The organism is Streptomyces sp. NPDC059743, from assembly GCF_042732975.1.
Classification (GTDB): Bacteria; Actinomycetota; Actinomycetes; order Streptomycetales; family Streptomycetaceae; genus Streptomyces.
On record NZ_JBHWGS010000006.1, the window covers coordinates 432,215 to 457,479 of the forward strand.

Genomic DNA, 25,265 nt, shown 5'->3' on the forward strand with positions numbered 1-25,265 from the left:
TCCGGTCGCGTGTATCTGTAGGAATCCAACAGGGACCGTACCGAGGCGCTGTCAGGGACCGATTCTCCGTCGGCGGGACCGTACCGATAGGTTTTCGGTGTACCAGACCGCTACGAAAGGCTGATCCGTTGAGCCGCTCGGTTCTCGTCACCGGAGGAAACCGGGGCATCGGCCTCGCCATCGCCCGGGTCTTCGCCGAAAACGGCGACAAGGTCGCCATCACCTACCGCTCGGGCGAGCCGCCGGCGGCGCTGCTGGAGCTGGGCTGCCTGGCGGTCCGCTGCGACATCACCGACACCGAGCAGGTGGAGCAGGCCTACAAGGAGATCGAGGAGAAGCACGGTCCCGTCGAGGTGCTGGTGGCCAACGCCGGTGTCACCAAGGACCAGTTGCTGATGCGGATGTCCGAGGACGACTTCACCTCCGTCCTCGACACCAACCTCACCGGCACCTTCCGTGTCGTCAAGCGCGCCAACCGCGCGATGCTGCGGGCCAAGAAGGGCCGCGTCGTCCTGATCTCCTCGGTGGTCGGGCTGCTCGGCTCGGCGGGCCAGGCGAACTACGCCGCGTCCAAGGCCGGTCTCGTCGGCTTCGCGCGCTCCCTCGCCCGTGAACTGGGCTCGCGGAACATCACCTTCAATGTCGTCGCACCGGGCTTCGTCGACACCGACATGACCAAGGTGCTCACGGACGAGCAGCGCGCGGGCATCGTCTCGCAGGTGCCGCTCGGCCGCTACGCGCAGCCGGAGGAGATCGCCGCCACGGTGCGGTTCCTCGCCTCCGACGACGCCTCGTACATCACTGGAGCCGTCATTCCCGTTGACGGCGGATTGGGCATGGGTCACTGATCACATGAGTGGAATCCTCGCCGGCAAGCGCATTCTCGTGACAGGTGTCCTCACCGAGGGCTCCATCGCCTTCCATGCCGCCAAGGTGGCGCAGGAGGAGGGCGCCGATGTCATCCTCACCGGTTACGGCCGGCTCACCCTCGTCGAGCGCATCGCCAAGCGGCTGCCCAAGCCCGCTCCGGTCATCGAGCTGGATGTCACCGACCAGGAGCATCTGGACCGGCTCGCCGGCCGGATCCGGGAGCTCCAGGGCGACGCCGGTGCCGGGCTCGACGGTGTCGTGCACTCGATCGCCTTCGGCCCGCAGGGCGTGTTCAACTTCCTGGAGGGAAGCTGGGACGACGTCTCGACCGCGGTGCATGTCTCCGCGTACTCGCTGAAGTCGCTCACGACGGCCTGTCTGCCGCTGATGGAGCGCGGCGGCTCGGTGGTCGGTCTCACCTTCGACGCACAGGTCGCCTGGCCCAAGTACGACTGGATGGGTGTCGCCAAGGCGGCGCTGGAGTCCACCAACCGCTATCTCGCCCGTGACCTGGGCGCGCGGAACATCCGCTGCAATCTGGTCTCGGCCGGTCCGCTCAAGTCCATGGCCGCCAAGTCCATCCCGGGCTTCGAGGAGCTGGCGGACGTGTGGAACCACCGCGCGCCGATCGGCTGGGACCTGTCCGACCCGGAGCCGGCCGGCCGGGGCATCGTCGGTCTGCTGTCGGACTTCTTCCCGAAGACGACCGGCGAGATCGTGCATGTCGACGGCGGCGTGCACATGATGGGCGCCTGAGCCTCTTCCATTCCCTCTTTCGCCGTCTCGCGTACTCCCGTTCAGTCCCGTTCACCGCTGTTCCGGAAGCCGCGCACCGTCCAGCCGACGGTGCGCGGCTTCCGTGCGTCAGGGCGATGTCAGGGCGTGCGGGCCCGGTGATCCGGCGGAGTGACGGACCGTGTCCCTTCGATTCGAAAAGAGGGACAAGTGGCCCCACACTGAGCGCATCGGGGCATTCCGGTTGCCGTACATGGGGGAGGAGGTGTAGGCATGCGTCCGTCGCACCGCCGTACGGCCGCCGCTCTCACCACGGCCCTGCTGATCACGACCGGTTTCGCCGTCTCCTCGGCACTGCGGGACATACCTGTCGCCGCCGCCGATCTGTCCGTCCCGGCGAGCGGCGGCGGCATGGAACGCGGCCGTCCCGACCGCTTCGGTGCCACCTGCCGTACGAAGATCGAGGGCTCCCGCGCCACCGCCTCCTGCCACAACCCGTATCCGGAGACCGACCGGGTGCGGCTGCATGTCGAGTGCGAGCGCTGGTGGGACATCGACGCCGACAGCGAGGCGGTGGAGATCGCCGCGGCCCGGTACGCGGAACTCGCCGAGCGGTGCTGGATGGAGATACGCCAGGTGTGGATCAGCCATGAACGCGTGGCCTCCTGAGCACCGCGGGGCGGTCCCGTACGGTCCGGACGTTCCGTACGATCCGGGCGCTCCTGGACCGTACGCCGCGGACGGACATGCCCAGGTGTACGTCCGGACTCTCGCCGCTCAGACGCGTTCGCCCAGGCAGTGGCGGGTGTAACTGGCCGCCTCGGTGCCCGCCGTCTCCACATCGCCCGCCCGGATCGCGGCCACCAGCCGCGCGTGGTCCATATGGTTCTCCGGGCGCAGCTCCTGTCCGACGTCGTCACGGAGCCGGTCGCGCAGCAGGTGGTTGAGGTCCGCGTAGAGCGCGGTCAGTACGTCGTTGTGCGAGGCCGAGACGACCGCCATGTGCAAGGTGGCGTCGGCGGCGACGAACTCGTCCCGGTCGCCCGCGGCCCAGGCCTCCTCGCGGCGGGCGAGGAGCGTGTCCAACTGCCGCAGATCCCGCTCCGTGCGCCGCTCGGCGGCCATCCTGGCGGCCGAGGACTCCAGTGTGGAGCGCACCTCGGCGATATCGCGCGGGTCGGCGCCGGCGAAGCGCCGGTGCATCACGCCGGCCAGCTCGCTGGTCGCCACGACATAGGTTCCCGAGCCCTGCCGGATGTCCAGAAGCCCGTTGTGCGCGAGCGCGCGGACCGCCTCGCGGACGGTGTTACGGGCCACTCCGAGCTGCGCGACCAGCTCGGGCTCGGTCGGGATACGGGAGCCCACCGGCCATTCGCCCGAGGTGATCTGGCTCCGCAGCTCGGTGATCACCTGATCCGAGAGCGCGGAACGCCGGGGAGAGGTCAGCGCCATGGTGCTCCTAGTCGTGTGGCTGGACAGTCAATCATCCCATGATTCTATGATGGCTCCATGCCTGACGAGCCGCGACCGCAGATACCCATGGACACCCAGACGCAGACCCAGCCTCAGACCCAGATCCCGAGCCAGGCCCAGATCCTGAGCCGGCCGACCACATCCACCGCGGCATCCGGCGATTCTCCCGCGCCGGCCTCACCGGCCTCACCGGCCGCGGCGGTCTGGCTCACCCGGCTTCTTGTCGTCGGGCTCGTTCTCGCCGCACTCAATCTCCGCCCGGCCATCACCAGCCTCGGCGCGCTGCTCGAAGAGGTACGGGACGGGCTGCACATGAGCGGCACCGTCGCCGGTGTCCTCACCTCCGTACCGCCGCTCTGCTTCGCGGTCTTCGGCTTCACCGCGCCGCGACTGGCCCGGCGGTACGGTCCCGGCGCCATCGTCTGCGCCGGCATGGTGGCCATCACGGCGGGACTGCTGATCCGTCCGTTCGTGAGCGGTACGGCCGCCTTCCTCGCGGCGAGCGCGTTCGCGCTCATGGGCATCGCCGTCAGCAATGTGCTGATGCCGGTGATCGTCAAGCGGTACTTCCCGGACCGTGTCGGCACCATGACCGGGCTGTACTCGATGGCACTGGCGCTCGGCACGGCCGTCGCCGCCGCCGCGACGGTGCCCATGACCGAGGCGCTGGGCGGCAGTTGGCGTACGGGACTCGGGATCTGGGCCGTGCTCGCCGCGGTGGCCGTACTGCCCTGGCTCGGCCTTGCCCGCGACCGCAGCGCGGTGTCGCCGTCCGGTGGCGGGCCGTCCGGCGCGGGCGCGGCTGCCTCCGTTCCCGGGCTCCGGCTCGGGCGCAGCCGTACCGCCTGGGCGCTCGCCTGCTTCTTCGGCCTCCAGGCAGCCGGCGCGTACATCGCCATGGGCTGGATGCCTCAGGTCTTCCGCGACGCGGGAGTCCCGGCCGGTACGGCGGGGCTGCTGCTCGCCGTGACCATGGTGATGGGAGTGCCGCTGGCCTTTGTGATCCCGGGCCTGGCCGCGCGGATGAAGAACCAGGGCCCGATCGTCGTCGGTCTGGGCGTCTGCGGACTGACCGCCTACTCGGGCCTGTACTTCGCACCCGCCGAGGGCGCCTGGGTCTGGGTGGTCCTGCTGGGCATCTCGAACTGCTCCTTCCCGCTCGCCCTCACCATGATCGGCATGCGGTCGCGGTCCGGCGCGGGAGTCGTACGGCTCTCCGCGTTCGCCCAGAGCACCGGCTATCTGATCTCGATCCCGGGCCCGCTGCTGGTGGGCGTGCTGTACCAGCACACGGGCGGCTGGGGACTGCCGATCGCGCTGATGGGGGGCTTCCTGGTGCCGCAGATGGTGGCGGGAGTGATCGCGGGCCGGGACCGGACGATCGAGGACGAGGCGCGGATGCGAGACTGAACGCATGCCAGTCCTTGACCCGAATCCCCAGAACGGCCAGCAGAAACTGCTCCTCGTCTTCGGCGCGATCATCGGCATCCTGGTGCTGATCGGAATAATCGCGTCGATTGCGTCGCCCTGACGCTGCGCGGTGCGCGCCTGGCGGCGCGGGGTGCGGTGTGTGGGTGGTGCGGGGGCCGGGGCCTCCGGAGGCGCATGTCCGGACGGCATGATTTACGCCGCGTGCGGGTTTCGTTGTCATGTGCGGGCCGGTGTGCGGCACAAATCACGCTTTAGTGTCCGGACACGCACCTCCTCCGACCCCGCCCCCCTCCCGCCGCACGCCCTCTGCGGCTCGTGCCGGGCACCCACCAAGCCCGTCCGGCGTTTGAGGACGGAACGGCCGACCCCGGTGCCGGGTGCCCGTTCGGTAGGGGTCGGCTCCTTGCCGTGCCCCGGCCGCAGGCCGGAAAATCAAGCCCGTCCGGCGATTGAGGACGAAACGGCCAGCCCGGCCGGGTCCGGGTTGCGGAGACGTTCGGGCCCCGCACGGACGCCGGCGAGTGAGCCGAAGGGGCGCGTCGGTGCCGAAAGGGAGAGCGCGCGGAGGCCCTGAGGAACGAAGGGTCGAGCACGGTCGACCGTCGGCATCGACATAAAGCGCCCCGGAGGCGAACCGAGCCCTCAAAAAGAAGGGGGCTAGCACCACCACCCCCTAGGGGGTCAGGGTCAGGGTCGAGTGGGTGGGTCGCCGGATGTGCTCCAGGGCTCATGATCCGTAGGTTCTGAGGTAACAAGAAACCGCAGACCCACGGAGGCGGCCATGCCGGTCCCGACCCACCCCCGGTCCCACCCCCGCGTCGCCTCCGACAAGATCGAGATCCGGCTGCCGTGGTGGTCCGTCGCCCTGCCCGCCGTCGCCTTCGCCGCGCTGCTTCTGCTGATGACCGGCTCCACCGAGGCCCGTGCCGCCGCGGGCGCGCCCGCGGTCGGCCGCATTCTGGAGCAGATTCATCTGACCTTGGTGGGATAACGGCGAGCAGTCGCCAGCACCGTTCACCCGTGCCGGGGCAGCCCGTCAACACCCTCTGCCCATTGGCGCATTTCATGCGAAGCTGGGATGCATGAGCGTCGATACACCTCGCAGGATCGTTCTCCTCCGGCATGCGAAGGCCGACTGGCCGGACGTGCCCGACCATGAGAGGCCGCTCGCCGATCGCGGCCGGTCGAACGCGCCGATCGCCGGCCGCAGGCTCGCCGACAGCGGACTCGTTCCCGATCTGGCTCTCTGCTCGACGGCCGCCAGGACGCGTGAGACCTGGAAGCTGGCGGTGCAGGAGCTGCCCGTGCGTCCCAGGACCGTCTATGAGGACCGGCTCTACGACGCGACCCTCGGCGATCTCTTTGCGCTGGTCAACGAGACGTCCGACGAGGTGAACGATCTGCTGCTGGTCGGTCACAATCCCGGTATGCACGCGCTCGCCGACGCTCTCTCCGGCCAGGCCGAGGGCGACACCATCGCCAGGATGACGAGGACGGGATTCCCGACCGCCGCGCTGGCCGTGATCGCCTTCAACGGAAGCTGGAAGTCGGTGGAGCACGGCGTGGGCAGGCTTGTCGACTTCTGGACACCGCGCGGCTGATTTGCGTCCCGGACGCGAGCGGGCCCGGCGGGCCCCGGCGGGCGACGGACTCGCGCCGGGGCCACTCCCGTAGGTCGCCGGGGCCACTCCCGTAGGTCAGTGCCCGTCTCCGCCGTCCGCGGTCTCCACCTCTTCGCGGGTGATGCCCAGCAGATACAGCACGGTGTCCAGGAACGGTACGTTCACTGCCGTATGGGCCGCCTTGCGGACCACCGGCTTGGCGTTGAAGGCGACTCCCAGCCCCGCCGCGTTCAGCATGTCGAGATCGTTGGCGCCGTCGCCGATCGCGACGGTCTGTGCCAGCGGGACGCCCGCCTCGTCGGCGAATCTGCGCAGCAGCCGCGCCTTGCCCGCGCGGTCCACGATCTCGCCCACCACCCGCCCGGTGAGCTTGCCGTTCACGATCTCCAGGGTGTTGGCGGCGGCGAAGTCCAGCCCGAGCTGCTCCTGGAGAGCATCGGTGACCTGGGTGAATCCGCCCGAGACCACGCCTACTTGATAGCCGAGGCGCTTGAGCGTACGGATCAGGGTGCGGGCGCCGGGAGTGAGCCGTATCTCGGCGCGCACCTTCTCCACCACCGACTCGTCCAGCCCGGCGAGCAGCGCCACCCGCGCATGCAGGGACTGCTCGAAGTCCAGCTCTCCGCGCATGGCCCTGGAGGTCACCTCGGCGACCTCGGCCTCACAGCCCGCGTGGGCCGCGAAGAGCTCGATGACCTCGTCCTGGATCAGCGTCGAGTCCACGTCCATGACCACCAGCCGCTGGGCCCGGCGGTGCAGTCCGGCCGAGACGACCGCGACATCCACTCCGATCTCCGCGCCCTCGGTGGCCAGCGCGGTGCGCAGCGGCTCGGTCTCCACACCGGACACCGCGAACTCCACTGCGGTGACCGGGTACTTCGCCAGCCGGAAGATCCGGTCGATATTGCCGCCGGTGGCGGTGATGGAGGCCGCTATGGCCGCCGTCGACTCGGCGGTCAGCGGATTGCCGAGCACGGTGACATGGGAACGGCCGCTGCCGCGCGGCCGGTTGTCGCCGATGCCGGAGATGATTTCCGCCTGGAGTTTGAGCGATTCCGTCCAGGTGTGCACGGTCGCCCGCAGCTCGCCCTCGCTGGCGCCGCCGGAGGCCGGAGCGGTGATCAGCGCGCAGAGGACGATACGGCCACGGGTGACGACCTGCTCGATGTCGATCACATCGACGGAGTAGGCGGCAAGGGTGTCGAAGAGCCCGGCGGTGATCCCGGGACGGTCCTTCCCGAAGATCTTGACGAGAAGAGTGGGGACGTCGGCGGTCCGAGGGGGCTGCGATGCGCTCATGGTGGTTCCACCGTATCGGGCGAGTCAGGAGCTGTGGCCGGCCGTCCCGCGTACCGGACAGCGGTACCAGTCTCGGTCAGCGGCCGTCCCGCTGCGACCCCGGGGCCGGCGGTCCGCTCTCGCCCTCGGGTAGGCGCAGATACGGGTTCGTGTCAGGGTTGGCGGGCCGGTAGGGCACGGACGGCCTGTACGGTCCGGGCGTCTGACCTGGGGCGGAGTCCGTACGGGCAGGGCCTGCCGATGGCGCGTCCTCGGGCATCGGCGGAAACGCCGGCTCGGGCAACGGCAGGACTTCCGTCCTGGGCGCCCATCGCGCCTGCGGCTCCGCCGTTTCCGTAGCCGCTTCTCCAGTCGCTTCCGTACGCCTGCCCCAGCCCGCCGCGTACGCGAGCAGCGCTCCCGCGCCTCCGGCGCCGGCGCCCCAGACCGCGCCGAGCAGCAAGGCCGTACCGGCTCTGCCGTGCAGCTCGATGCCCGCGCCCAAGGCAGGGACGCCGAACACGGACAGCGAGGTGTCGGCGGAGACATCCGTGAGCCACACCAGGGCCGGGAGAGTGAGCGCGGTGACGATGCCGAGCCTCAGAGCACACCGCCAGACGAAGGCGCCGAGGCTCCTGTACGCCCGGCTCCCGTGGGCCGGGCCGCTTCCGCTGGCGCCGCCGGCCGCGACCTCGTCGGCCCGGACCGTACGGACCGCCGTCAGCACTCCGGCGTACAGCATCATCACGGTGACGGCCACCACCAGCAGCCAGATCCGTCCGTCCAGCTCCGCGAGCCCGCCGACCGTCAGCGGCTCACCGCCCGACGGCCGCAGCAGCCTGTCCAGCGGATCGGGAAGCAGCGAGGCCAGGGCGCCCGACGCCCTGCCGTCCCAGGGCACGAACAGACCGAGCGGAATGCCGAGCCAGACGCCGTTCGGCGCCGCGAGCAGGGCCGCGCCCGCGATACGCCGGGGATGGTCGTCGCCGATCGCCGCGTACGTGGCCGCCGCGAGCCCCGCGAGCACCGCCATCAGCACCACGCCGACCAGGGCGGAGGCCGCCGGCCGTACGATCCGGTGCGCCCGGTCCCAGCCGCGCGGCAGCGGTGCCCGGCCGGAGACGAGCAGGGCCACGGCCAGGACGCCGAACACCCACAGCAGCGCGCCCGCCAGCGAGCCGGCGATGTCCACCCGGAATCCCACCGTCGCCTGCGCGTCCACCAGATCTCCGAGCCGGTCCGGCAACAAGCCCCCGAGGCCCGGAATATCGCCGAGGTCACCGAGGTCACCGAGGTCGCCCAGCCCCGGCACCTCGCCGAGTCCCGGTATCCCGGTCCCGCCGGAGCCGGAGCCGTCGCCGCCCAGGCCCGGCACCTGGCCGAGGCCCAGCCCGCTCCCGTCGATCGTGATGACATCGCGCCCGGCCCACGCGAGACCGCCGACCAGGCCGACGAAGAGCGCGGCCACCGTCCCGGCGCGCAAGGCGAGTTCGGCGACGGAGACATGCGCGCCCGCGCGCCGCAGCGACCGCAGAAAGAGAAGTCCGAGGATCAGTGCTCCCGTGAGCCCCACGCCCAGTGGCGTGAAGTCGACCGCGGTCCGCGCCTCCACGCCCTCCAGACCGAAGGCGGACACATCACCGGAAGGCGTGACCGATCCTCCGGCTCCCAGCACCACCAGCGCGGCCGTCATCGGTCCCAACGACGCCGACGCGTCGGCGTCCAGCAGATGCAGTCCGAGCGCCGCGACCGCCGCCATCCCGACCAGTGCCCAGCTCACGGCGGCCACCGAGCCCAGCAGCACATCGACCGGGCCGCTACGGCCGCCGTCGTCCCGCGCGTTCATCAGGCCCCCCGATCCCCGACGGCCATGTCCGCCTTGTGACCGTTCCTCGTATTCGCGCATGATCCGTAGGCACTCATACGCGGTTACCACTCTCCGGGTGCCTTTCTCCCCCGTCAACGGTCCCTCCACGCAAGCTGTTACGTGCTTGTGCCAGGCGTTCGCGAGGCCCGGCTTTCCCGTACCGGAGCGGGCCTGAAATAGTTCCCCACGATGTTCGCCATCCCTAGACTCCCTGCGACGGGGGACAATCGGGGGACAACAAGTGGGGCATGGAGTGCCGGAACTCGTACTGGAATTGAACGGAAGAACCTGGACGCTCGATCCGTCCAGGTCGTACACCCTCGGCCGCGATCCCCAGGGTGACCTGGTGATTGACGACGCCAGGGTCTCGTGGCGCCATGCCACCATCAGCTGGAGCGGCCGGAACTGGGTCATCGAGGACCACGGCAGCACCAATGGCACCTATGTACAGGGCCGGCGTATTCAGCGGCTGGACATCGGTCCCGGCTCGGCCGTCTATCTCGGCAACGCCACCGACGGACCACGGCTCAGCCTCACCGGCGGCGGAGCGGCGGGCGCCGGTGCAGGCGCGGGCGCGGGTGCGTACAGCGCGCAGGGACCGGCCGCCCAGGCGCAGCAGGCGGAACAGGGCTGGCAGCAGGCTCAGCAGGCGCCCGCGCAGGGACAACAGGCCTGGCAGCAGCCGCAGTCACCGCAGCAGCACGGCCAAGTCCCCCAGCAGCAAAGTCACATGCCGCAGCAGCAGAGCCCGCACCAGCAGGGCCCGCACCAGGGCGGCGGTCCCGGTGCCTCCTTCCCGCAGCAGGTCCCGGCCTCCGGCGGCGCCGCGGGGGCACCACCGGTGTACGGCGACCGCAGCCCGACCACGTTCCACCAGTTCTCCCTCGGCCATGTGATGCGTATCGGCCGTGCGCTGGAGAACGAGCTGGTCGTCTCCGACCTCCAGGTCTCGCGGCTGCACGCCCAGTTCACGGCGACGCCCGACGGCCGGTTCGAGATCCGGGACCTCGGATCCCACAACGGCACCTACGTCAACGGCCAGCCGATAGCCAAGTCCGGCACCGTACTCCTCGGCCCCAACGACATCGTCGGCGTGGGCCACTCGACCTTCCGTCTCGTCGGTGACCGGCTCGAAGAGTTTGTCGACACCGGTGAGGTCTCCTTCTCCGCCCGTCATCTCACGGTCACCGTCGACGGCGGCAAGCAGATCCTCAAGGACGTCTCCTTCGGTGTCCCGGAGAAGTCGCTGATCGCGGTCATCGGCCCGTCCGGCTCCGGCAAGTCCACGCTGCTCAAGGCGCTCACCGGTTACCGCCCGGCCGACCAGGGCGATGTCCTCTACGACAACCGGAATCTGTACAAGCAGTTCGCCGAGCTGCGCCAGCGCATCGGTCTGGTCCCGCAGGACGACATCCTGCACAAGGAGCTGACCGTCAGAAAGGCGCTCAAGTACGCGGCCAAGCTGCGCTTTCCCGGCGACACCGCCGAGGCCGAGCGCGAGGCCCGTATCGACGAGGTGCTGCGCGAGCTGAAGCTCGACATCCACAAGGACAAGAAGATCACCTCGCTCTCCGGTGGTCAGCGCAAGCGCGTCTCCGTGGCCCTGGAGCTGCTCACCAAGCCGTCGCTGATCTTCCTGGACGAGCCGACCTCCGGTCTGGACCCGGGCATGGACCGCGATGTCATGCAACTGCTGCGCGGTCTGGCCGACGACGGCCGTACGGTCCTGGTCGTCACCCACTCCGTGGCCGAACTGGCGCTCTGCGACAAGCTGCTGGTGATGGCGCCCGGCGGCTCCGTGGCGTACTTCGGCCCGCCGGCGGAGGCGCTCAACTTCTTCGGCTATACCACCTGGGCGGATGTCTTCTCCGCCTTCGAGAACTACCGCGACTACGACTGGGCGGGCCGCTGGCGTGGCTCGCAGCACTACCAGATGTACGCCGCGGACATCGACGCCGTCGCCGCGCAGTCCGTACATATGCCGCCGGCGCAGCAGATGCGTCCGCCGAAGGCGCAGAGCTGGGGCGCCCAGTTGCTGACGCTGATCCGCCGCTATGCCGCGGTCATCGCGTCCGACAAGGGCTTCATGGCGCTGATGGTGATCCTGCCGGCCGTGCTCGGCGTGGTCAGCGTGGTCATTCCGGCGAAGTTCGGTCTCGGTCCGCCGGAGGCGCCGTCCAGATTCAACGGCGACGCGGGCACGATCATGCTGATCCTCGCGGTCGGTATGTGCTTCTCGGGCGCGGCCAACTCCGTACGAGAACTGATCAAGGAACGGGTCATCTACGAACGGGAACGGGCCACCGGGCTGTCCCGTTCCGCCTATCTGATGTCCAAGGTGATCACGCTCGGTGTGATCACGGCCTTCCAGGGCGTCATCATCTGCGGTATTGGCTTCGCCACCCGCGCCCTGCCCGAAGAGGGCCTGATCATGCCGCCCGCCATCGAGATCTGTCTGGTCGTGATCGCGCTCGGTTTCACCTCGATGATGTTCGGCCTGGTCATCTCCTCGCTGGTGAAGACCGCCGAGAAGACCATGCCGCTGCTGGTGATGTTCGCGATCGTCCAGGTCGTCTTCACCGGCATTCTCTTCCAGGTCTACGACTCGCCCGGGCTGGAACAGTTCGCCTGGCTGATGCCGTCCCGCTGGGCCATCGCGGGCGCGGGCTCGACTCTCGACCTCGCGCATCTCATGCCGCCGTGGGACCAGGACAATCCCACCAATCTGGACCCGCTGTGGGAGCACTCGGCGAGCCAGTGGGGGATGAACATCGGCATCCTGCTGTTCATCGGTGTGGTCTGCGGATTCGCGGTGTCGCGGCTGCTGCGCCGTCATGAGCCGGAGGTCATGCGCAAGTAGCGCGCACCAACAGGCACGCACACAGGCACACACGCACACACGCCGGAGGGCGGCACCCCGTACGGGATGCCGCCCTCTGCGTGTCGATACGCGTCGGTGCGCGTCGTACGTGTCAGCGCGCCGCCCTGCTCAGTAGGCGCTGTTGACGTTGTCCATCGAGCCGTACTTGTCCGCGGCGTAGTTGGCCGCGGCCACGATGTTGGCGACCGGGTCCCAGATGTCGTTCGGGGTGCCCTTGACGTGGTACGCCGCGAACGTCGGCGGGATGACCTGGAGCAGGCCCTTCGACGGTATGCCGTTCTTGGCGTTGATGTCCCAGAGGTTGATGGCCTTCGGGTTACCGCTCGACTCGCGGATGATGTTGCGGTGCAGTCCCTCGTACGAGCCGGGGATGCCGTTCTTCTTCATGATCGACAGCGCCTCACGGATCCACCCGTCCAGGTTGTCCGGGTAGGCCACCTTGCTGTCGGCCGTCTTGACGGCGGTGATCTCCTTCGCCGCCGTGGTCTGCACACCGCTCTGGGTGCTCGACCAGGCCACCGGCGCGGTGGCGGCATGGGCGTCGGCGGAGGCGTTGCCACCGGGAACCAGCGAGAACGTGACAGCCGCGACACCGGCGGCGGCGATGCCTGCGATCGAAGCCTTGCGGGTCGTGGTCCTGTTCAGGCTACGGAGATCAGCGATGCGTGACGAGAACATGAAAGACGTACCTCTTCGAATTGCGGGGAGTCGCGAAGGCCGGTTGGCCAGCCAGCTCGGCGGCGACGAACGCAATTCTTAGCGGCAGCAAAATCCTCTGGCAAAGGTGTGACGTACGACCCTGAGTAGTGCATCAGGCCCCCCGTGAGGCGCCAAGATGCCCGTTTACGCCATCCTCACACCCCTTTGTCCATCGACTACTCCGCTTCGTAAGTGATCCACGTCCTATGTGCGGGCTCACATCGAGGGTGGGGCGATATGACCGTTCGTTGCTTCAGCAATGCGCTGTGTGAGCGGTCTCGTCAGGGAGTCGAGGGAGGAGGAGATGGACGTCCCCGAACTCGTGCCAGAGATAGAGACGCTCCAGCGCCTCCTGATAACCGCGCTCCAGCGCCGCGCGCCCGGCGATCGCCTCCAGCATCAGCAGATGCGAGGCCTCCGGTTCATGCAGCCCGGTGAGCAGCCCGTCCACGGCGCGCACTCCGCGCCTGGGCGTGATCACCAGATCCGTCCATCCCGAGGCGGCCCGCACCACACCGTCGCTCCCGGCCGCCGACTCCAGGGCCCGTACCGCCGTCGTACCGACCGCGATGATCCGTCCGCCGCCCGCCGAGGCGGCGTTCACCAGCCGGGCCGTCGTCTCCGGTACCTCGAAGCGCTCCGGGTACGGCGGTTCGTGGGCCTCAGCCGAGGCCACTCCCGTATGCAGCGTCAGCGGCGCGAACTGCACGCCTCGGCACACCAGCTCCGTGACCGTCCTCGCGGTGAAGGGACGGCCCGCGCTCGGCATCTCCGCGGAGCCGGAGCCGTCGGCGGAAGGGAGCGCGAAGACCGTCTGGTACGCGGACAGCGGCTGATCCCGCGCCGTGTATCCGTAGCGGATCGGCCGTCCGCAGCGGCGCAGCAGCCCCGGCACATCCGGGTACGAGACGCGCGCCCACCACAGCCGGGCTCCCTCCGGGGCCAGCGGATCCTCCAGTACGAGCTGCTCGCCGCCCGGCAGCCGTACGACCGCTCCGGACGGGCCACCGGCCCTGGGCAGGGTGGTGCCCGTCCCGGTCGTCCCGGCCGCCGCGGGTGTGCGCAGCTCCACCGCCCACCGGCCGTCGTCACCGCGCGTCGAGAAGTGCACGACGACGCGCGCGCCGCCGAGGCGCCCGTTGACCGCGGCCGGCAGCGTCGCCGACGTATTGACCACCAGCACATCGCCGGCCCGGAGCAGACCGGGCAGCTCACGGAAGGTGTGATGAGTCACTTCGGTGCCCCGGGAGACCAGCAGACGCACATCGTCCCTGCCGGAGCCGCGCTGCTCCGCCGGGACCCGGGCCGACAGCTCCTCGGGCACCCGCAGCGTCGGCAGGACACTCACTTCGGCTCCAGGAGATCCGGTGCCGCGTACCGGCCGCTCGCCGGGCGCCGCTCCAGCAGCCGCAGAAAACCGGGCACCACCGACTCCGGATCCGGGCGCGGATCCGGGTCGTCCGGCACGGCCGCCGTATAGAGGTCCGTTCCCATGTCGCCCGGATCGACGGCCCACACGCGCAGCTCCGGCTCCTCGACCGCGAGCACGGCGGCGAGCTGGTCCAGCGCCGCCTTCGACGCGCCGTAACCGCCCCAGGTCCCGTACGCCTCCGCCGCCGCGTCCGAACTGACCGTGACGACCGCGCCCGGAGTGCCCGCGCGCAGCAGCGGCAGCGCCCGCTGCACCAGGCCGAGCGCCGCGACCACATTGGTCTCCAGCGCCGCCCGCAGCCCGTCGAGCGGCAGCGCGTCCAGCCGTACGAGCGGCTCCGCGCCCAGCGCGCTGGCATTGCTCACCACCAGATCGAGCGCGCCCAGCCCGGCGGCGGCGGTCACCAGCTCCGCACGGTGCGCGGCGTCCGTGACATCTCCCGCGAGGGCCACCACCCGTGTTCCGTACGCTCTCGCCTCTCCGGCAGCCTCCTCCAGTACGTACGCGGTCCTGGCGTCCAGCACCAGATCCCAGCCGCGCCCGGCCAGCGCCACGGCCAGCGCACGCCCCAGCCCTTTCGAAGCTCCCGTGATGATCGCTACAGGCATGACATCCGCTCCTCCAGCCCAGATCGGCGCGCTTCGTCGCCCGCCGATGCCACTCACCGTAGGAACGCCGTCCCCGCCACCGCCTCGGACGCGGGCCCGGTCCCGTCAGGGCACTTCGACCTAGGCCAGGCCGAGGTCAGGTCAGGGCCGGATCCAGGTCAGGCGGAGGTCAGGCGGAAGTCGGACTGAGGTCGGACTGAGGTCGGACCTAGGCCATCGGCCCCGGTCGGAGGCGGTCCCGAGGCGGATACGGGCTGTCCGGCCCGCCGGTACGGTAAAAACATGAGTCACCGACCAGGCTCCGGCCTCGCCGCCGTGAGCAGCGCGCTTCTCGCGATGAGCAGACGTCTGGAGGTGCGCGACGTCCTCAAGACGATCGTCGCCTCGGCCCGCGAACTGCTCGACGCCGAGTACGCGGCGCTCGGTGTCCCCGACGACCACGGCGGCTTCGCCCAGTTCGTGGTGGACGGCATCAGCGACGAGGAGTGGCGGGCCATCGGCCCGCTGCCACGCCAGCACGGCATCCTCGCGGCGATGCTCCACGAGGAGAAGGCCGAGCGCCTCGCCGATGTGCGCAAGGATCCGCGCTTCGAGGGCTGGCCCTCCGCCCACCCGGAGATGTCCGACTTCCTCGGCCTCCCGGTCAGGGACGGTGACGAGACGATCGCCGCGCTCTTCCTCGCCAACAAGCGCTGTCCCAGGCCGGAGTCCGCCCGTGGCGAGCGCTGCGGATTCACCGAGGAGGACGAGGAACTCCTCGGGATCCTCGCCCAGCACGCCGCGATCGCCCTCACCAACGCCCGGCTCTACGAGCGCAGCCGCGAACTCACCATCGCCGAGGAGCGCTCGCGCCTCGCGCACGAACTCCACGACGCCGTCAGCCAGAAGCTCTTCTCGCTACGGCTGACCGCCCAGGCCGCCGCCGCCCTGGTCGACCGCGATCCGGCCCGCGCCAAGGGCGAACTCCAGCAGGTCGCCGCCCTCGCCGCCGAGGCCGCCGACGAGCTGCGCGCCGCCGTGGTCGAGCTGCGCCCGGCGGCCCTGGACGAGGACGGGCTGGTCCATACGCTCCGTAACCATATCCAGGTGCTCGACCGCGCCCACTCGGCCAAGGTGACCTTCGGCGCCTGCGGGATACGGGCCCTGCCCGCAGCCCAGGAGGAGGCGCTGCTGCGGGTGGCTCAGGAGGCACTGCACAACGCGCTGCGGCACTCCGGCGCCGACCGGATCGAGGTCGCCCTCGCCCGCCGTGACCAGGGCGCGGTCCTCAGCGTCACCGACAACGGCACGGGCTTCGAACCCAGGACGGTCCGCAGAGCCGGCCGCCATCTCGGGCTGGTCTCGATGCGCGACCGCGCGAGCGGTGTGGGCGGCAGACTCAGGGTGAAATCGGCGCCCGGACAGGGCACCACGATCGAGATGGAGGTGCCCGGTGGCTGAAGAGGGCAGGGACGGTGCCCGGCGTCCGGCCGGAAGGGCGGCGGCCGGGCACGGCCGGGCGATCCGCGTCCTGCTGGTCGACGATCACCAGGTGGTCCGCCGCGGACTGCGTACGTTCCTGGAGATCCAGGACGACATCGAGGTGGTCGGTGAGGCGTCGGACGGCGGCGAGGGCGTCGCCCGCGCCGAGGAACTGCGTCCCGACGTCGTACTGATGGACATCAAGATGCCCGGCATGGACGGTATCGAGGCGCTGCGCAAGCTCCGTGAGCTGGACAACCCGGCCAGAGTGCTGATCGTCACCAGCTTCACCGAGAAGCGCACCGTGGTTCCCGCCCTGCGGGCCGGTGCCTCCGGCTACGTCTACAAGGACGTCGATCCCGAGGCGCTGGCGGGCGCGATCCGCTCCGTCCACGCGGGCCATGTGCTGCTCCAGCCGGAGGTCGCGGGCGCGCTGCTGGCCCAGGACGAGACGGGCTCCGGCCAGGGCAGAGGGACCTCGCTCACCGACCGGGAGCAGGAGGTGCTCGGTCTGATCGCCGACGGGCGCTCCAATCGCGAGATCGCCCGTGCGCTGGTGCTCTCCGAGAAGACTGTCAAGACCCACGTCTCGAACATCCTGATGAAACTGGATCTCTCGGACCGTACGCAGGCGGCGCTCTGGGCCGTCCGACATGGGGCGGCGGGCTGAGCCGGCCGAAGCGGAGCGTCGTCCTCCGGTCAGAGATTCATACCGTCGTGTGTATGTCACCCACACGGCGCATCCTGATCGCCGCTCGGGCGTTCTTCATGGCGTAACCACGGCGTACTGCCGTGGTCATTGATCACGCGATTAAGGAACATCCCATGAAGGTTGCCAAGAAGGCCGCTCTGGTCCTCGTCACCGCCGGTCTCGCGGCGGGCGCCTCCGCCGGTGCCGCGTTCGCCACCGACGGCGGCGCCCACGCGCTCGGCACGGCGAAGAACTCCCCGGGCGTCGGCTCCGGCAACGCCATCCAGATCCCGGTCCACATCCCGGTGAACGCGACCGGCAACACGGTCAACGTGATCGGCCTGCTGAACCCCGCATTCGCCAACCACTCGGTCAACCACTAAGGCTCGGGCCCCTCTTTTTTGAGGGCTCGGTTCGCCTCCGGGGCGCTTTCTGTCGATGCCGACGGTCGACCGTGCTCGATTCGCTCGTACCTCGCGAACCTCCGCCCGCGCGGCGGAGCCGCATATCGAGCACAGCCTCCCTTTCGGCACCGACGCGCCCCTTCGGCTCACTCGCCGGCGGCCGTGGGCAGCCCGGACGTCTCCGCAACCCAAGGCGGCCGGGCTGCCGGAGCGGAGGCGGCGCGCCCGTCGGCTCACTCGCCGACGGGCGGGCGCGGCCCGTCGGGCCGCGGTAGCAAACCCTGCCGTAGTTGCTCCTCTACGTACGCGTTGTACGACGCGACCTGCGCCCGGCGGGCCACCCGCTCGACCGGGCGCAGGGCCGCGCCGCGTGCCGCCATCTCCGACGCGCTCACCGCACCGCCGTGCCCGTGCTCGTATGCCAGCGAGATCAGCAGTCCGACGCGCTGCGCCAGTTCCAGGACGCGGGCCGCGCGCGGCGGATAACCGGGCGCCAGCACTTCGCGGCCCCGCTCCGCCCGGGCCCGGTACGCGTCCAGGGCCGCCTCCGCGACCGGGCCCGAGGCCGCCACGTCCAGCCGCGAGATCACCTCCGTCGCCTCCCGCAGCGCCTCCGCCAGCTCACGCTCCGCCTCGCTCAGCGAGGGCACATCCGCAGGCGGGGCCTCCCGTACCGGCAGACAGTGCCAGAGGACCTCCGTATGACGGTCGCCCTCCGGGCCCACCGAGGTGATCTCGGGCACCAGACCGTACGGCGCGCCCGTCGCGACGACGGCCTCCTCGGCCTCCAGCGCGCGGGCGTTGAACTCCGGCGGTCCGCTGAGCCCCAGCGGATGGCCCGGCACGGGCAGCGCCACCCGGTATCCGGTCACGCCGAGCGCCCGCAGCCGTCCCAGTGCCAGCGTGAGCCCGACAGGACCGGCCTCGCCGGGCAGTCCTTCCACCCGGTGCGGCGCGTCGTCACCGACCACGGCGAGTACGGCGTCGTCCGGCGATACAAACCCGGCCAGAAGGGCGTTTCCCCAAGCGGCCAGCAGTCCTGAGCGTGGTTGCGAATGCATGGACCCAGCCTAGGGAACGGACCTCAAGGCCGGACCACTCGACCGGTGGCGTAGATTTTCCGGGGAGATGCGCCCACAGGCGCACCCGGAACCTCAAGACGATTGCATGGGGAGACAACGCGCTCATGAGCGATGTACTGGAGCTGGTGGACGTATCCGTGGTCCGCGACGGACGCGCTCTGGTGGACGATGTCTCCTGGTCGGTCAAGGAGGGAGAGCGCTGGGTGATCCTCGGCCCCAACGGCGCCGGCAAGACCACTCTGCTCAATCTCTCCTCCAGCTATCTGTTCCCGACCAGCGGACAGGTGAGCATCCTCGGCGACCGGCTCGGCAAGGTGGACGTCTTCGACCTCCGCCCGCGCATCGGTATCGCGGGCATCGCCCTGGCCGAAAAGCTTCCCAAGCGCCAGACCGTCCTCCAGACCGTGCTGACCGCCGCGTACGGCATGACCGCGACCTGGCACGAGAACTACGACGAGGTCGACGAGCAGCGCGCCCGCGCCTTTCTCGACCGGCTGGGCATGACCGAGTATCTCGACCGCAGATTCGGCACTCTCTCCGAGGGCGAGCGCAAGCGCACCCTGATCGCCCGCGCGATGATGACCGATCCCGAGCTCCTCCTCCTGGACGAGCCCGCGGCCGGTCTCGACCTCGGCGGGCGCGAGGACCTGGTACGCAGGCTCGGCCGCCTCGCCCGCGATCCGTACGCGCCCTCCATGATCATGGTCACGCACCATGTCGAGGAGATCGCGCCGGGCTTCACGCATGTCCTTATGATCCGCCAGGGCAAGGTGCTCGCCGCCGGCCCGATGGAGACGGAACTGACCTCCCGCAACCTCTCCCTCTGCTTCGGTCTCCCCCTCGTAGTCGAACGCAACGGTGACCGCTGGACCGCGCAGGGACTCCCGCTCGGCTGACGCGGGAACCGCCGCTCGGCTGACCGGATATCACCCCTGTCCCCACAGGGATCGCCGGACCTACCATGACCAGGTGGAAATCGAAGCGTGGGTGTGGTGGCTGATTGGCGCCGTCGGTCTGGGTATTCCGCTCGTTCTGACCGCGATGCCCGAGTTCGGAATGTTCTCCGCGGGCGCGGTAGCCGCCGCCGTCACCGCCGCACTGGGCGGCACCGTGGTGGCCCAAGTCCTCGTATTCGCCGTGGTGTCCGTCGCGCTCACCGCGGTGGTCCGCCGTATCGCGAGCCGGCAACGCGGCTCGAATCCCGGAGCGGCCACGGGAATTGACGCGCTGAGAGGCCGTCAGGCCATCGTTCTCGAACGTGTCGACGGCCGAGGTGGCCGGATCAAGCTCGCCGGTGAGGTCTGGTCGGCGCGCACCCTTGACGCGGATGCGTCGTTCGAACCCGGCCAGCAGGTCGATGTGGTCGAAATCGACGGAGCGACAGCCGTGGTGATGTGAGCCAACCCTGTGGAACGCTCGCCATGCACGCTCCTGGTCTGAGAAACTCGATCATCAGAACATCCGGCAGCGAAGGGCCCGAGATACGCGATGCCATCAATCATCATCGTCCTGGTCATCCTGGTGGTGCTTGTATTCATCGCCCTGGTCAGAACGATCCAGGTCATCCCGCAGGCAAGCGCCGCCATCGTGGAGCGGTTCGGCCGCTACACCCGAACTCTCAACGCGGGCCTGAACATTGTGGTCCCGTTCATCGACTCGATCCGTAACCGGATCGACCTCCGCGAGCAGGTCGTGCCCTTCCCGCCGCAGCCGGTGATCACACAGGACAACCTGGTCGTCAACATCGACACCGTCATCTACTACCAGGTGACCGACGCCCGCGCCGCGACCTATGAAGTCGCCAGCTATATCCAGGCGATCGAACAGCTCACCGTCACCACGCTGCGCAACATCATCGGCGGCATGGACCTGGAGCGGACACTCACCTCCCGCGAGGAGATCAACGCGGCGCTGCGCGGTGTCCTGGACGAGGCCACCGGCAAGTGGGGCATCCGCGTCAACCGCGTCGAGCTGAAGGCCATCGAACCGCCCACCTCCATCCAGGACTCGATGGAGAAGCAGATGCGCGCCGACCGTGACAAGCGCGCCGCGATCCTCACCGCCGAGGGCATCCGCCAGTCGCAGATCCTCACCGCGGAGGGCGAGAAGCAGTCCGCGATCCTGCGCGCGGAAGGCGAGGCCAAGGCCGCGGCCCTGCGCGCCGAGGGCGAGGCCCAGGCGATCCGTACGGTCTTCGAGTCGATCCACGCCGGCGACCCGGACCAGAAGCTCCTCTCGTACCAGTACCTCCAGATGCTCCCCAAGATCGCCGAGGGAGACGCCAACAAGCTCTGGATCGTGCCCAGCGAGATCGGCGACGCCCTCAAGGGACTCAGCGGCGCCTTCGGCAACCTCGGCGGCGGCATGCCCGGCTTCGACACCACCAGCAAGGAGCGCCGACAGGACCCCCCGCTGGACTGACCTGCCCGGCCCTTCGTGCATGATCGGTGCATCTTGCACCGATCATCGAAGGGCAGCGCACTGTGACCATCTGGGAGATGCTCGCCGTCTTCGTGGCGGGCATCAGTGCCGGAACGATCAACACCATCGTCGGTTCCGGCACCTTGATCACCTTTCCCGTCCTGCTGGCGACCGGCCTCCCACCGGTCACCGCCACCGTCTCCAACGCCCTCGGGCTCATACCGGGATCGGTCAGCGGAGCCATCGGCTACCGCGCCGAACTCGCCGGCCAGAGCCGCCGCGTACTGCGGCTGAGCGTCGCCGCACTCATCGGCGGTCTCACCGGCGCCACACTGCTGCTCGTACTGCCCTCGACGGCCTTCGAGACGATCGTGCCCGTCCTGGTCACCATCGCCCTCGCCCTGGTGATCCTCCAGCCGAGGCTCACCAGAGCCGTCCAGGCCCGCCGCCGGCGCAGAGGCACCAGCGCCCGTTCCGACGGCGGCCCGCTCCTGTTCGCCGGACTCCTCCTCGCCAGCGTCTACGGCGGCTACTTCACGGCGGCCCAGGGGATCATCTATCTCTCCCTGATGGGCATGCTCCTCGACGACAGCCTGCAACGCCTCAACGCCGTCAAGAACGTCCTCGCCGCCGTCGTCAACAGCATCGCCGCGCTCTACTTCCTCTTCGTCGCCCACTTCGACTGGACGGCCGTCGTACTCATCGCCGTCGGCTCCGCACTGGGCGGCCAACTCGGCGCCAAGGTCGGCCGCCGACTGCCACCGGTCGCGCTGCGCGCACTGATCGTGGCCGTCGGTGCGGTCGCCATCGCACAGCTCCTGATCCGCCGGTACGGCTGACACCGGGCGAGGGCGGGCAGAACGGACAAGAGCCCGCTCCCGGATCAGGAAGCGGGCTCTCGCCGTACGTCTTGGGCTGTACGTTCCGTTACGCGGCGGAGCGCACTCCTATCAGCCACTGCGGCAGCTCCGAACGCTCGCCCGCCCGCAGCGACAGCAGCATCGCATCCGCCGGGGACGGTACGAACGGCTCGTGCAGCAGCGGCATCCCGGCCTGCTCCGGCGTACGGTCGGCCTTGCGATGGTTGTCCTCGGCGCAGGAAGCGACCGTATTCAGCCAGCTGTCGGCACCGCCTCGGGACCTCGGCACCACATGGTCCACCGTCGTCGCGCGTCTGCCGCAGTACGCGCAGCGATGCTGGTCCCGCACCAGAACGCCCCGCCTCGACCACGGGGCCTGTCTTCGAAAGGGCACCCGCACATAGCGGCAGAGCCTGATCACCCGGGGCACCGGAAGCTCCACAGCGGCGGCACGGACACGGAGACCGGGATGAGCCTGCTCGACAACGGCCTTGTCCTGGAGCACCAGCACCACCGCACGGTTGAGTGTCACCGTCGACAGCGGCTCGAAGCTCGCATTCAGTACCAGCGTGTCCCGCATCCCGCCCACCTCCCGTGTGCCGGCCCACCGCCTGGCGGGCTGGGATCAACTCTGGCCGGGCACGCCGAGGGGGACAACACAATAAAAAGTGCCCTGCCCTGATCTCTCCAAGACCAGGGCAGGGCAAACAAAAGGCAAACGGTCAGCTGGCCGCAGGCGACGCGTACTCGCCGATGAGCTGCGCACGTGCAAGCGCGTGGAACCGCAGATTGAAGCCGACGAACGCGGGCGAGGCGTCACTGCCGGGCCCCAGCTTCTCGGTGTCCACCGCGTACACCGTGAACACATACCGATGCGCCGGATCCCCGGCCGGCGGCGCCGCGCCTCCGAAGTCCTTCGACCCGTAGTCGCTCCGCGCGTGCACGGCGCCCGCGGGCAGTCCCTTGAACGAACCGCTGCCCGCGCCCGCGAGCAGCTCGGTCACCGACGCCGGGATGTCGAAGAGCACCCAGTGCCAGAATCCGCTGCCGGTCGGCGCGTCGGGATCGAAGCACGTCACGGCGAAGCTCTTGGTCTCCGCGGGAAAACCCTCCCAGCGCAACTGCGGAGAGGTGTTCCCGGCCGCGTAGACCTGTGCGTCCTTGAGCACCGCGCCGGGCGCGATGTCGTCGCTCACCACGGTGAAGGACGGCACCTGCGGATGGAAGTCATGAGGGAGCGGAGCCCTCTTGCCCTCGGTCAACGTCTGAACCTCCGAATCGGCTGTTCCGCCGGCCGGTGTGCCGACGGATCTGCCCTGCGACGCCGAGCCTAAAGGCCGTGATCAGAACCAGTTGCGACGGCCACCCACCTCGGCGAGCCACTGGTTGAGATAGCCGGGCCAGTCGGTGCCGTGGAAGTCGGCGAGACCGACCTGGAAGGACCGGAACGAGTCGCTGCCCTCGGTGAAGAGCCCCGGCTTCTTGTCCATCTCCAGGATGACGTCCATCTCACGGTCGTCCGCGACGAAGGTCAGCTCGACCTGGTTGAGCCCGCGGTACTGCTGCGGCGCGAAGAACTCGATCTCCTGGTAGAACGGCAGCCGCTGGCGCGTCCCGCGGATATGACCGCGCTCCATGTCCGCGGCCTTGAAGCGGAACCCGAGCTGGAGGAAGGCGTCCAGGATGGCCTGCTGCGCCGGCAGCGGATGGACATTGATCGGGTCGAGATCGCCGGAGTCCAGCGCCCGGGCGATCGCGAGCTCCGTGGTCACGCCGATGTTCATGCCGCGGAGCTGCTGGCCGTCGATCGTCGTGATCGGGGTCTCCCACGGGATCTCAAGACCGAACGGCACCACGTGGACCGCTCCGGCCTGAACCTCGAAGGCGCCGCCGATGGACTGCTTGGTGAACTCGATGTCCTGCTTGAGCTCCTGGTCGTTCCCCTCGACCTCGACACGAGCCTGAAGGCCGACGGAGACCCCTTGGATCTGCTGGTTGACGGAACCGCCCTGGAGCCGCACCTCGCCCTGCACGACGCCGCCAGGCACGACGTTCAGCTCGGTCAGCTCCGTCTCGACGGACGCACCACCGGCGCCGAGGCTCGCGAGCAGCTTCTTGAAGCCCATGTTCACTCCTTCTAGGTCCTGACCCCTACATACGCGCTCCGACCGTAGTCGGTTCCCCGGTACGCTCATACGCCATGGAGAGCCCCGACCGTATGCCGCTTCCCCGGGACTTCTTCGACCGCCCGGTCCTGGAGGTCGCGCCCGATCTGCTCGGCCGAACGCTGGTACGCACCACGGACGACGGCCCGATCGAGCTCCGGCTGACCGAAGTGGAGGCGTACGCGGGCGAGATCGATCCGGGATCACATGCCTTCCGCGGCCGGACGGCCCGTAACGGAGTGATGTTCGGCCCGCCCGGTCACGCGTACGTCTACTTCACCTACGGGATGTGGCACTGCCTCAACCTGGTGTGCGGCCCGGAGGGCATGGCGAGCGGAGTCCTGCTCCGCGCCGGCGAGATCCAGGTGGGCGCGGAGCTGGCACATAAACGTCGATTCTCGGCCCGGCACCACAGGGAACTGGCCAAAGGCCCGGCCCGCCTGGCCACCGCGCTCGATGTCGACCGCGCCCTCAACGGCACGGACGTCTGCGCGGGCCCCGAAGCACCGCTGGCGATACTGGCCGGCACTCCTGTACCGACTGACCAGGTCCGCAGCGGCCCTCGCACCGGAGTGGGCGGCGACGGCGCGGTCCATCCGTGGCGCTTCTGGATCGCGGGCGACCCTTCGGTGAGCCCTTATCGGGTCCATGTGCCCCGACGCCGCCGAACTTGACTCGTACCGTTCATCCGCCTAACGTAGCCCGAGCCGCTTGACACGGGTCCTGCTGTTCAGCAGCCCCCGAAGCGGCCACCCACTACTGACGATCAACCCTGACGGGTTCGATTTCGGCATGCCGAAATTCAAGCCCGACGGCTCGATTATGAGCCGGGCGGGGATTCGGTTAAAGTGGCGGAAGCCGAAAGGCAAAAGACCAATCCAAAGGTCATCGGAATTCATGAGGCGGAAGACGCCGAATGGGTCTGGTAAAGTCGGAGACGCAAGACAGCAAGACAAGCAGAACAGTAAGGCCGAAGGGAAATGCCCGGAGGAAAGCCCGTGAGGGTGAGTACGAAGGAAGCGTCTGTTCCTTGAGAACTCAACAGCGTGCCAAAAGTCAACGCCAGATATGTTGATACCCCGGGCTTGCCGGAATGTTCCGGTGGGTTTGGGTTCCTTTGAAGAAACACAGCGAGGATGCTGTGAACGGCCGGGATTATTCCTCCTGGCTGTTCCGCTCTCGTGGTGTCGCCGGATAATCCGGTAAACATTCACGGAGAGTTTGATCCTGGCTCAGGACGAACGCTGGCGGCGTGCTTAACACATGCAAGTCGAACGATGAAGCC

At 69.2% G+C, this 25,265-nt stretch carries 26 protein-coding genes and 1 rRNA gene; 17 read left to right on the plus strand and 10 right to left on the minus strand.

Annotated features, from left to right (window positions below):
- Window positions 1-128: 128 nt before the first annotated feature.
- The 3 genes from fabG to ACFV6H_RS14485 all read left to right on the plus strand — a co-directional run bounded on the left by fabG (window position 129) and on the right by ACFV6H_RS14485 (window position 2,274).
- On the plus strand, window positions 129-848 hold the full coding sequence (fabG, locus tag ACFV6H_RS14475) for a 3-oxoacyl-[acyl-carrier-protein] reductase (RefSeq protein WP_093602842.1): 720 nt from the start codon (window positions 129-131) through the stop codon (window positions 846-848).
- Window positions 849-852: 4 nt separating this feature from the next.
- Entirely contained in the window at window positions 853-1,626 is a 774-nt protein-coding gene (fabI, locus tag ACFV6H_RS14480; protein ID WP_384987009.1) for an enoyl-ACP reductase FabI, read from the plus strand.
- 252 nt (window positions 1,627-1,878) lie between these two features.
- Complete coding sequence (locus ACFV6H_RS14485) at window positions 1,879-2,274, plus strand: hypothetical protein (RefSeq protein ID WP_385541558.1); 396 nt, start codon at window positions 1,879-1,881, stop codon at window positions 2,272-2,274.
- Window positions 2,275-2,382: 108 nt separating this feature from the next.
- Here the strand turns inward: ACFV6H_RS14485 and ACFV6H_RS14490 are convergent, their stop codons facing one another.
- Entirely contained in the window at window positions 2,383-3,057 is a 675-nt protein-coding gene (locus tag ACFV6H_RS14490; protein ID WP_385541560.1) for a FadR/GntR family transcriptional regulator, read from the minus strand.
- A 57-nt stretch (window positions 3,058-3,114) separates the two neighbouring features.
- Here ACFV6H_RS14490 and ACFV6H_RS14495 point away from each other — a divergent pair, with 57 nt between their 5' ends.
- The 4 genes from ACFV6H_RS14495 (at window position 3,115) to ACFV6H_RS14510 (ending at window position 6,110) form a co-directional block, all read left to right on the plus strand.
- Window positions 3,115-4,488 (plus strand): CynX/NimT family MFS transporter, encoded by a 1,374-nt coding sequence (locus ACFV6H_RS14495; protein WP_385541562.1) that lies wholly within the window; start codon window positions 3,115-3,117, stop codon window positions 4,486-4,488.
- A 4-nt stretch (window positions 4,489-4,492) separates the two neighbouring features.
- Window positions 4,493-4,609 (plus strand): SGM_5486 family transporter-associated protein, encoded by a 117-nt coding sequence (locus ACFV6H_RS14500; RefSeq protein WP_256098240.1) that lies wholly within the window; start codon window positions 4,493-4,495, stop codon window positions 4,607-4,609.
- Between the two features lie 681 nt (window positions 4,610-5,290).
- The gene (locus tag ACFV6H_RS14505; RefSeq protein WP_384987016.1) at window positions 5,291-5,500 is read left to right on the plus strand and encodes a hypothetical protein; all 210 of its coding nucleotides are present in this window, start codon (window positions 5,291-5,293) and stop codon (window positions 5,498-5,500) included.
- A 91-nt stretch (window positions 5,501-5,591) separates the two neighbouring features.
- A complete protein-coding gene (locus ACFV6H_RS14510) occupies window positions 5,592-6,110 on the plus strand; it encodes a SixA phosphatase family protein (RefSeq protein ID WP_385541565.1) in 519 nt (172 codons plus the stop codon).
- A gap of 96 nt (window positions 6,111-6,206) precedes the next feature.
- Here the strand turns inward: ACFV6H_RS14510 and serB are convergent, their stop codons facing one another.
- Entirely contained in the window at window positions 6,207-7,430 is a 1,224-nt protein-coding gene (gene serB, locus ACFV6H_RS14515; protein ID WP_093603630.1) for a phosphoserine phosphatase SerB, read from the minus strand.
- A 76-nt stretch (window positions 7,431-7,506) separates the two neighbouring features.
- Window positions 7,507-9,255, minus strand: a complete 1,749-nt coding sequence (locus ACFV6H_RS14520) for a streptophobe family protein (protein WP_385541567.1) — start codon at window positions 9,253-9,255, stop codon at window positions 7,507-7,509.
- 262 nt (window positions 9,256-9,517) lie between these two features.
- Between ACFV6H_RS14520 and ACFV6H_RS14525 the strand changes: the two genes are divergently transcribed.
- Window positions 9,518-12,136, plus strand: coding sequence for an FHA domain-containing protein (locus tag ACFV6H_RS14525; protein ID WP_385541569.1), 2,619 nt, complete (start codon window positions 9,518-9,520; stop codon window positions 12,134-12,136).
- 129 nt (window positions 12,137-12,265) lie between these two features.
- Here ACFV6H_RS14525 and ACFV6H_RS14530 read toward each other — a convergent pair whose 3' ends face one another.
- The 3 genes from ACFV6H_RS14530 to ACFV6H_RS14540 all read right to left on the minus strand — a co-directional run bounded on the left by ACFV6H_RS14530 (window position 12,266) and on the right by ACFV6H_RS14540 (window position 14,896).
- A complete protein-coding gene (locus ACFV6H_RS14530) occupies window positions 12,266-12,835 on the minus strand; it encodes a transglycosylase SLT domain-containing protein (protein WP_385541571.1) in 570 nt (189 codons plus the stop codon).
- Between the two features lie 274 nt (window positions 12,836-13,109).
- Window positions 13,110-14,204 (minus strand): S-adenosylmethionine:tRNA ribosyltransferase-isomerase, encoded by a 1,095-nt coding sequence (locus tag ACFV6H_RS14535; RefSeq protein ID WP_093604366.1) that lies wholly within the window; start codon window positions 14,202-14,204, stop codon window positions 13,110-13,112.
- The gene (locus ACFV6H_RS14540) at window positions 14,201-14,896 is read right to left on the minus strand and encodes an SDR family NAD(P)-dependent oxidoreductase (protein ID WP_385541573.1); all 696 of its coding nucleotides are present in this window, start codon (window positions 14,894-14,896) and stop codon (window positions 14,201-14,203) included. Before ACFV6H_RS14540 ends, ACFV6H_RS14535 begins: the two co-directional genes overlap by 4 nt.
- Before the next feature lie 282 nt (window positions 14,897-15,178).
- Here ACFV6H_RS14540 and ACFV6H_RS14545 point away from each other — a divergent pair, with 282 nt between their 5' ends.
- The 3 genes from ACFV6H_RS14545 (at window position 15,179) to ACFV6H_RS14555 (ending at window position 17,431) form a co-directional block, all read left to right on the plus strand.
- Window positions 15,179-16,336, plus strand: coding sequence for a GAF domain-containing sensor histidine kinase (locus ACFV6H_RS14545; RefSeq protein WP_384781750.1), 1,158 nt, complete (start codon window positions 15,179-15,181; stop codon window positions 16,334-16,336).
- Window positions 16,337-16,397: 61 nt separating this feature from the next.
- Window positions 16,398-17,027: a response regulator gene (locus ACFV6H_RS14550; RefSeq protein ID WP_384782144.1), complete on the plus strand. Its 630-nt coding sequence runs from the start codon at window positions 16,398-16,400 to the stop codon at window positions 17,025-17,027.
- A 155-nt stretch (window positions 17,028-17,182) separates the two neighbouring features.
- The gene (locus ACFV6H_RS14555) at window positions 17,183-17,431 is read left to right on the plus strand and encodes a chaplin (protein ID WP_385541576.1); all 249 of its coding nucleotides are present in this window, start codon (window positions 17,183-17,185) and stop codon (window positions 17,429-17,431) included.
- Window positions 17,432-17,685: 254 nt separating this feature from the next.
- Here ACFV6H_RS14555 and ACFV6H_RS14560 read toward each other — a convergent pair whose 3' ends face one another.
- Window positions 17,686-18,513, minus strand: a complete 828-nt coding sequence (locus tag ACFV6H_RS14560) for a hypothetical protein (protein ID WP_384781746.1) — start codon at window positions 18,511-18,513, stop codon at window positions 17,686-17,688.
- Window positions 18,514-18,638: 125 nt separating this feature from the next.
- Between ACFV6H_RS14560 and ACFV6H_RS14565 the strand changes: the two genes are divergently transcribed.
- From ACFV6H_RS14565 to ACFV6H_RS14580, 4 genes are all read left to right on the plus strand, one after another.
- On the plus strand, window positions 18,639-19,430 hold the full coding sequence (locus tag ACFV6H_RS14565; RefSeq protein WP_384781744.1) for an ABC transporter ATP-binding protein: 792 nt from the start codon (window positions 18,639-18,641) through the stop codon (window positions 19,428-19,430).
- A gap of 73 nt (window positions 19,431-19,503) precedes the next feature.
- The gene (locus tag ACFV6H_RS14570; RefSeq protein ID WP_093598456.1) at window positions 19,504-19,932 is read left to right on the plus strand and encodes an NfeD family protein; all 429 of its coding nucleotides are present in this window, start codon (window positions 19,504-19,506) and stop codon (window positions 19,930-19,932) included.
- 90 nt (window positions 19,933-20,022) lie between these two features.
- Window positions 20,023-20,955 carry an SPFH domain-containing protein gene (locus ACFV6H_RS14575; protein ID WP_384781742.1) on the plus strand — a complete coding sequence of 311 codons (933 nt, stop codon included), beginning with the start codon at window positions 20,023-20,025 and terminating at the stop codon, window positions 20,953-20,955.
- 62 nt (window positions 20,956-21,017) lie between these two features.
- Window positions 21,018-21,794, plus strand: a complete 777-nt coding sequence (locus ACFV6H_RS14580) for a sulfite exporter TauE/SafE family protein (RefSeq protein WP_385541636.1) — start codon at window positions 21,018-21,020, stop codon at window positions 21,792-21,794.
- A gap of 88 nt (window positions 21,795-21,882) precedes the next feature.
- Here ACFV6H_RS14580 and ACFV6H_RS14585 read toward each other — a convergent pair whose 3' ends face one another.
- The 3 genes from ACFV6H_RS14585 to ACFV6H_RS14595 all read right to left on the minus strand — a co-directional run bounded on the left by ACFV6H_RS14585 (window position 21,883) and on the right by ACFV6H_RS14595 (window position 23,941).
- Entirely contained in the window at window positions 21,883-22,395 is a 513-nt protein-coding gene (locus ACFV6H_RS14585; protein ID WP_093598450.1) for an HNH endonuclease, read from the minus strand.
- A gap of 142 nt (window positions 22,396-22,537) precedes the next feature.
- Window positions 22,538-23,077, minus strand: a complete 540-nt coding sequence (locus ACFV6H_RS14590; RefSeq protein WP_385541580.1) for a YbhB/YbcL family Raf kinase inhibitor-like protein — start codon at window positions 23,075-23,077, stop codon at window positions 22,538-22,540.
- 81 nt (window positions 23,078-23,158) lie between these two features.
- Window positions 23,159-23,941: a sporulation protein gene (locus ACFV6H_RS14595; protein ID WP_384987034.1), complete on the minus strand. Its 783-nt coding sequence runs from the start codon at window positions 23,939-23,941 to the stop codon at window positions 23,159-23,161.
- Between the two features lie 74 nt (window positions 23,942-24,015).
- Here ACFV6H_RS14595 and ACFV6H_RS14600 point away from each other — a divergent pair, with 74 nt between their 5' ends.
- Both ACFV6H_RS14600 and ACFV6H_RS14605 read left to right on the plus strand, forming a co-directional pair.
- Window positions 24,016-24,654, plus strand: coding sequence for a DNA-3-methyladenine glycosylase (locus ACFV6H_RS14600; RefSeq protein WP_385541583.1), 639 nt, complete (start codon window positions 24,016-24,018; stop codon window positions 24,652-24,654).
- A 535-nt stretch (window positions 24,655-25,189) separates the two neighbouring features.
- Window positions 25,190-25,265 (plus strand): 16S ribosomal RNA (locus ACFV6H_RS14605); the annotation flags it as partial.

Coding starts and splice junctions, on each gene's coding strand:
- ACFV6H_RS14545 (WP_384781750.1), top strand. CDS start 15,179: ATGAGTCACCGACCAGGCTCCGGCCTCGCCGCCGTGAGCAGCGCGCTT.
- ACFV6H_RS14555 (WP_385541576.1), top strand. CDS start 17,183: ATGAAGGTTGCCAAGAAGGCCGCTCTGGTCCTCGTCACCGCCGGTCTC.
- ACFV6H_RS14520 (WP_385541567.1), bottom strand. CDS start 9,255: ATGAACGCGCGGGACGACGGCGGCCGTAGCGGCCCGGTCGATGTGCTG.
- ACFV6H_RS14560 (WP_384781746.1), bottom strand. CDS start 18,513: ATGCATTCGCAACCACGCTCAGGACTGCTGGCCGCTTGGGGAAACGCC.
- ACFV6H_RS14530 (WP_385541571.1), bottom strand. CDS start 12,835: ATGTTCTCGTCACGCATCGCTGATCTCCGTAGCCTGAACAGGACCACG.
- ACFV6H_RS14595 (WP_384987034.1), bottom strand. CDS start 23,941: ATGGGCTTCAAGAAGCTGCTCGCGAGCCTCGGCGCCGGTGGTGCGTCC.
- ACFV6H_RS14575 (WP_384781742.1), top strand. CDS start 20,023: ATGCCATCAATCATCATCGTCCTGGTCATCCTGGTGGTGCTTGTATTC.
- ACFV6H_RS14490 (WP_385541560.1), bottom strand. CDS start 3,057: ATGGCGCTGACCTCTCCCCGGCGTTCCGCGCTCTCGGATCAGGTGATC.
- ACFV6H_RS14495 (WP_385541562.1), top strand. CDS start 3,115: ATGCCTGACGAGCCGCGACCGCAGATACCCATGGACACCCAGACGCAG.
- ACFV6H_RS14485 (WP_385541558.1), top strand. CDS start 1,879: ATGCGTCCGTCGCACCGCCGTACGGCCGCCGCTCTCACCACGGCCCTG.
- fabI (WP_384987009.1), top strand. CDS start 853: ATGAGTGGAATCCTCGCCGGCAAGCGCATTCTCGTGACAGGTGTCCTC.
- ACFV6H_RS14565 (WP_384781744.1), top strand. CDS start 18,639: ATGAGCGATGTACTGGAGCTGGTGGACGTATCCGTGGTCCGCGACGGA.
- ACFV6H_RS14510 (WP_385541565.1), top strand. CDS start 5,592: ATGAGCGTCGATACACCTCGCAGGATCGTTCTCCTCCGGCATGCGAAG.
- ACFV6H_RS14585 (WP_093598450.1), bottom strand. CDS start 22,395: ATGCGGGACACGCTGGTACTGAATGCGAGCTTCGAGCCGCTGTCGACG.
- ACFV6H_RS14540 (WP_385541573.1), bottom strand. CDS start 14,896: ATGCCTGTAGCGATCATCACGGGAGCTTCGAAAGGGCTGGGGCGTGCG.
- ACFV6H_RS14505 (WP_384987016.1), top strand. CDS start 5,291: ATGCCGGTCCCGACCCACCCCCGGTCCCACCCCCGCGTCGCCTCCGAC.
- ACFV6H_RS14500 (WP_256098240.1), top strand. CDS start 4,493: ATGCCAGTCCTTGACCCGAATCCCCAGAACGGCCAGCAGAAACTGCTC.
- ACFV6H_RS14600 (WP_385541583.1), top strand. CDS start 24,016: ATGGAGAGCCCCGACCGTATGCCGCTTCCCCGGGACTTCTTCGACCGC.
- serB (WP_093603630.1), bottom strand. CDS start 7,430: ATGAGCGCATCGCAGCCCCCTCGGACCGCCGACGTCCCCACTCTTCTC.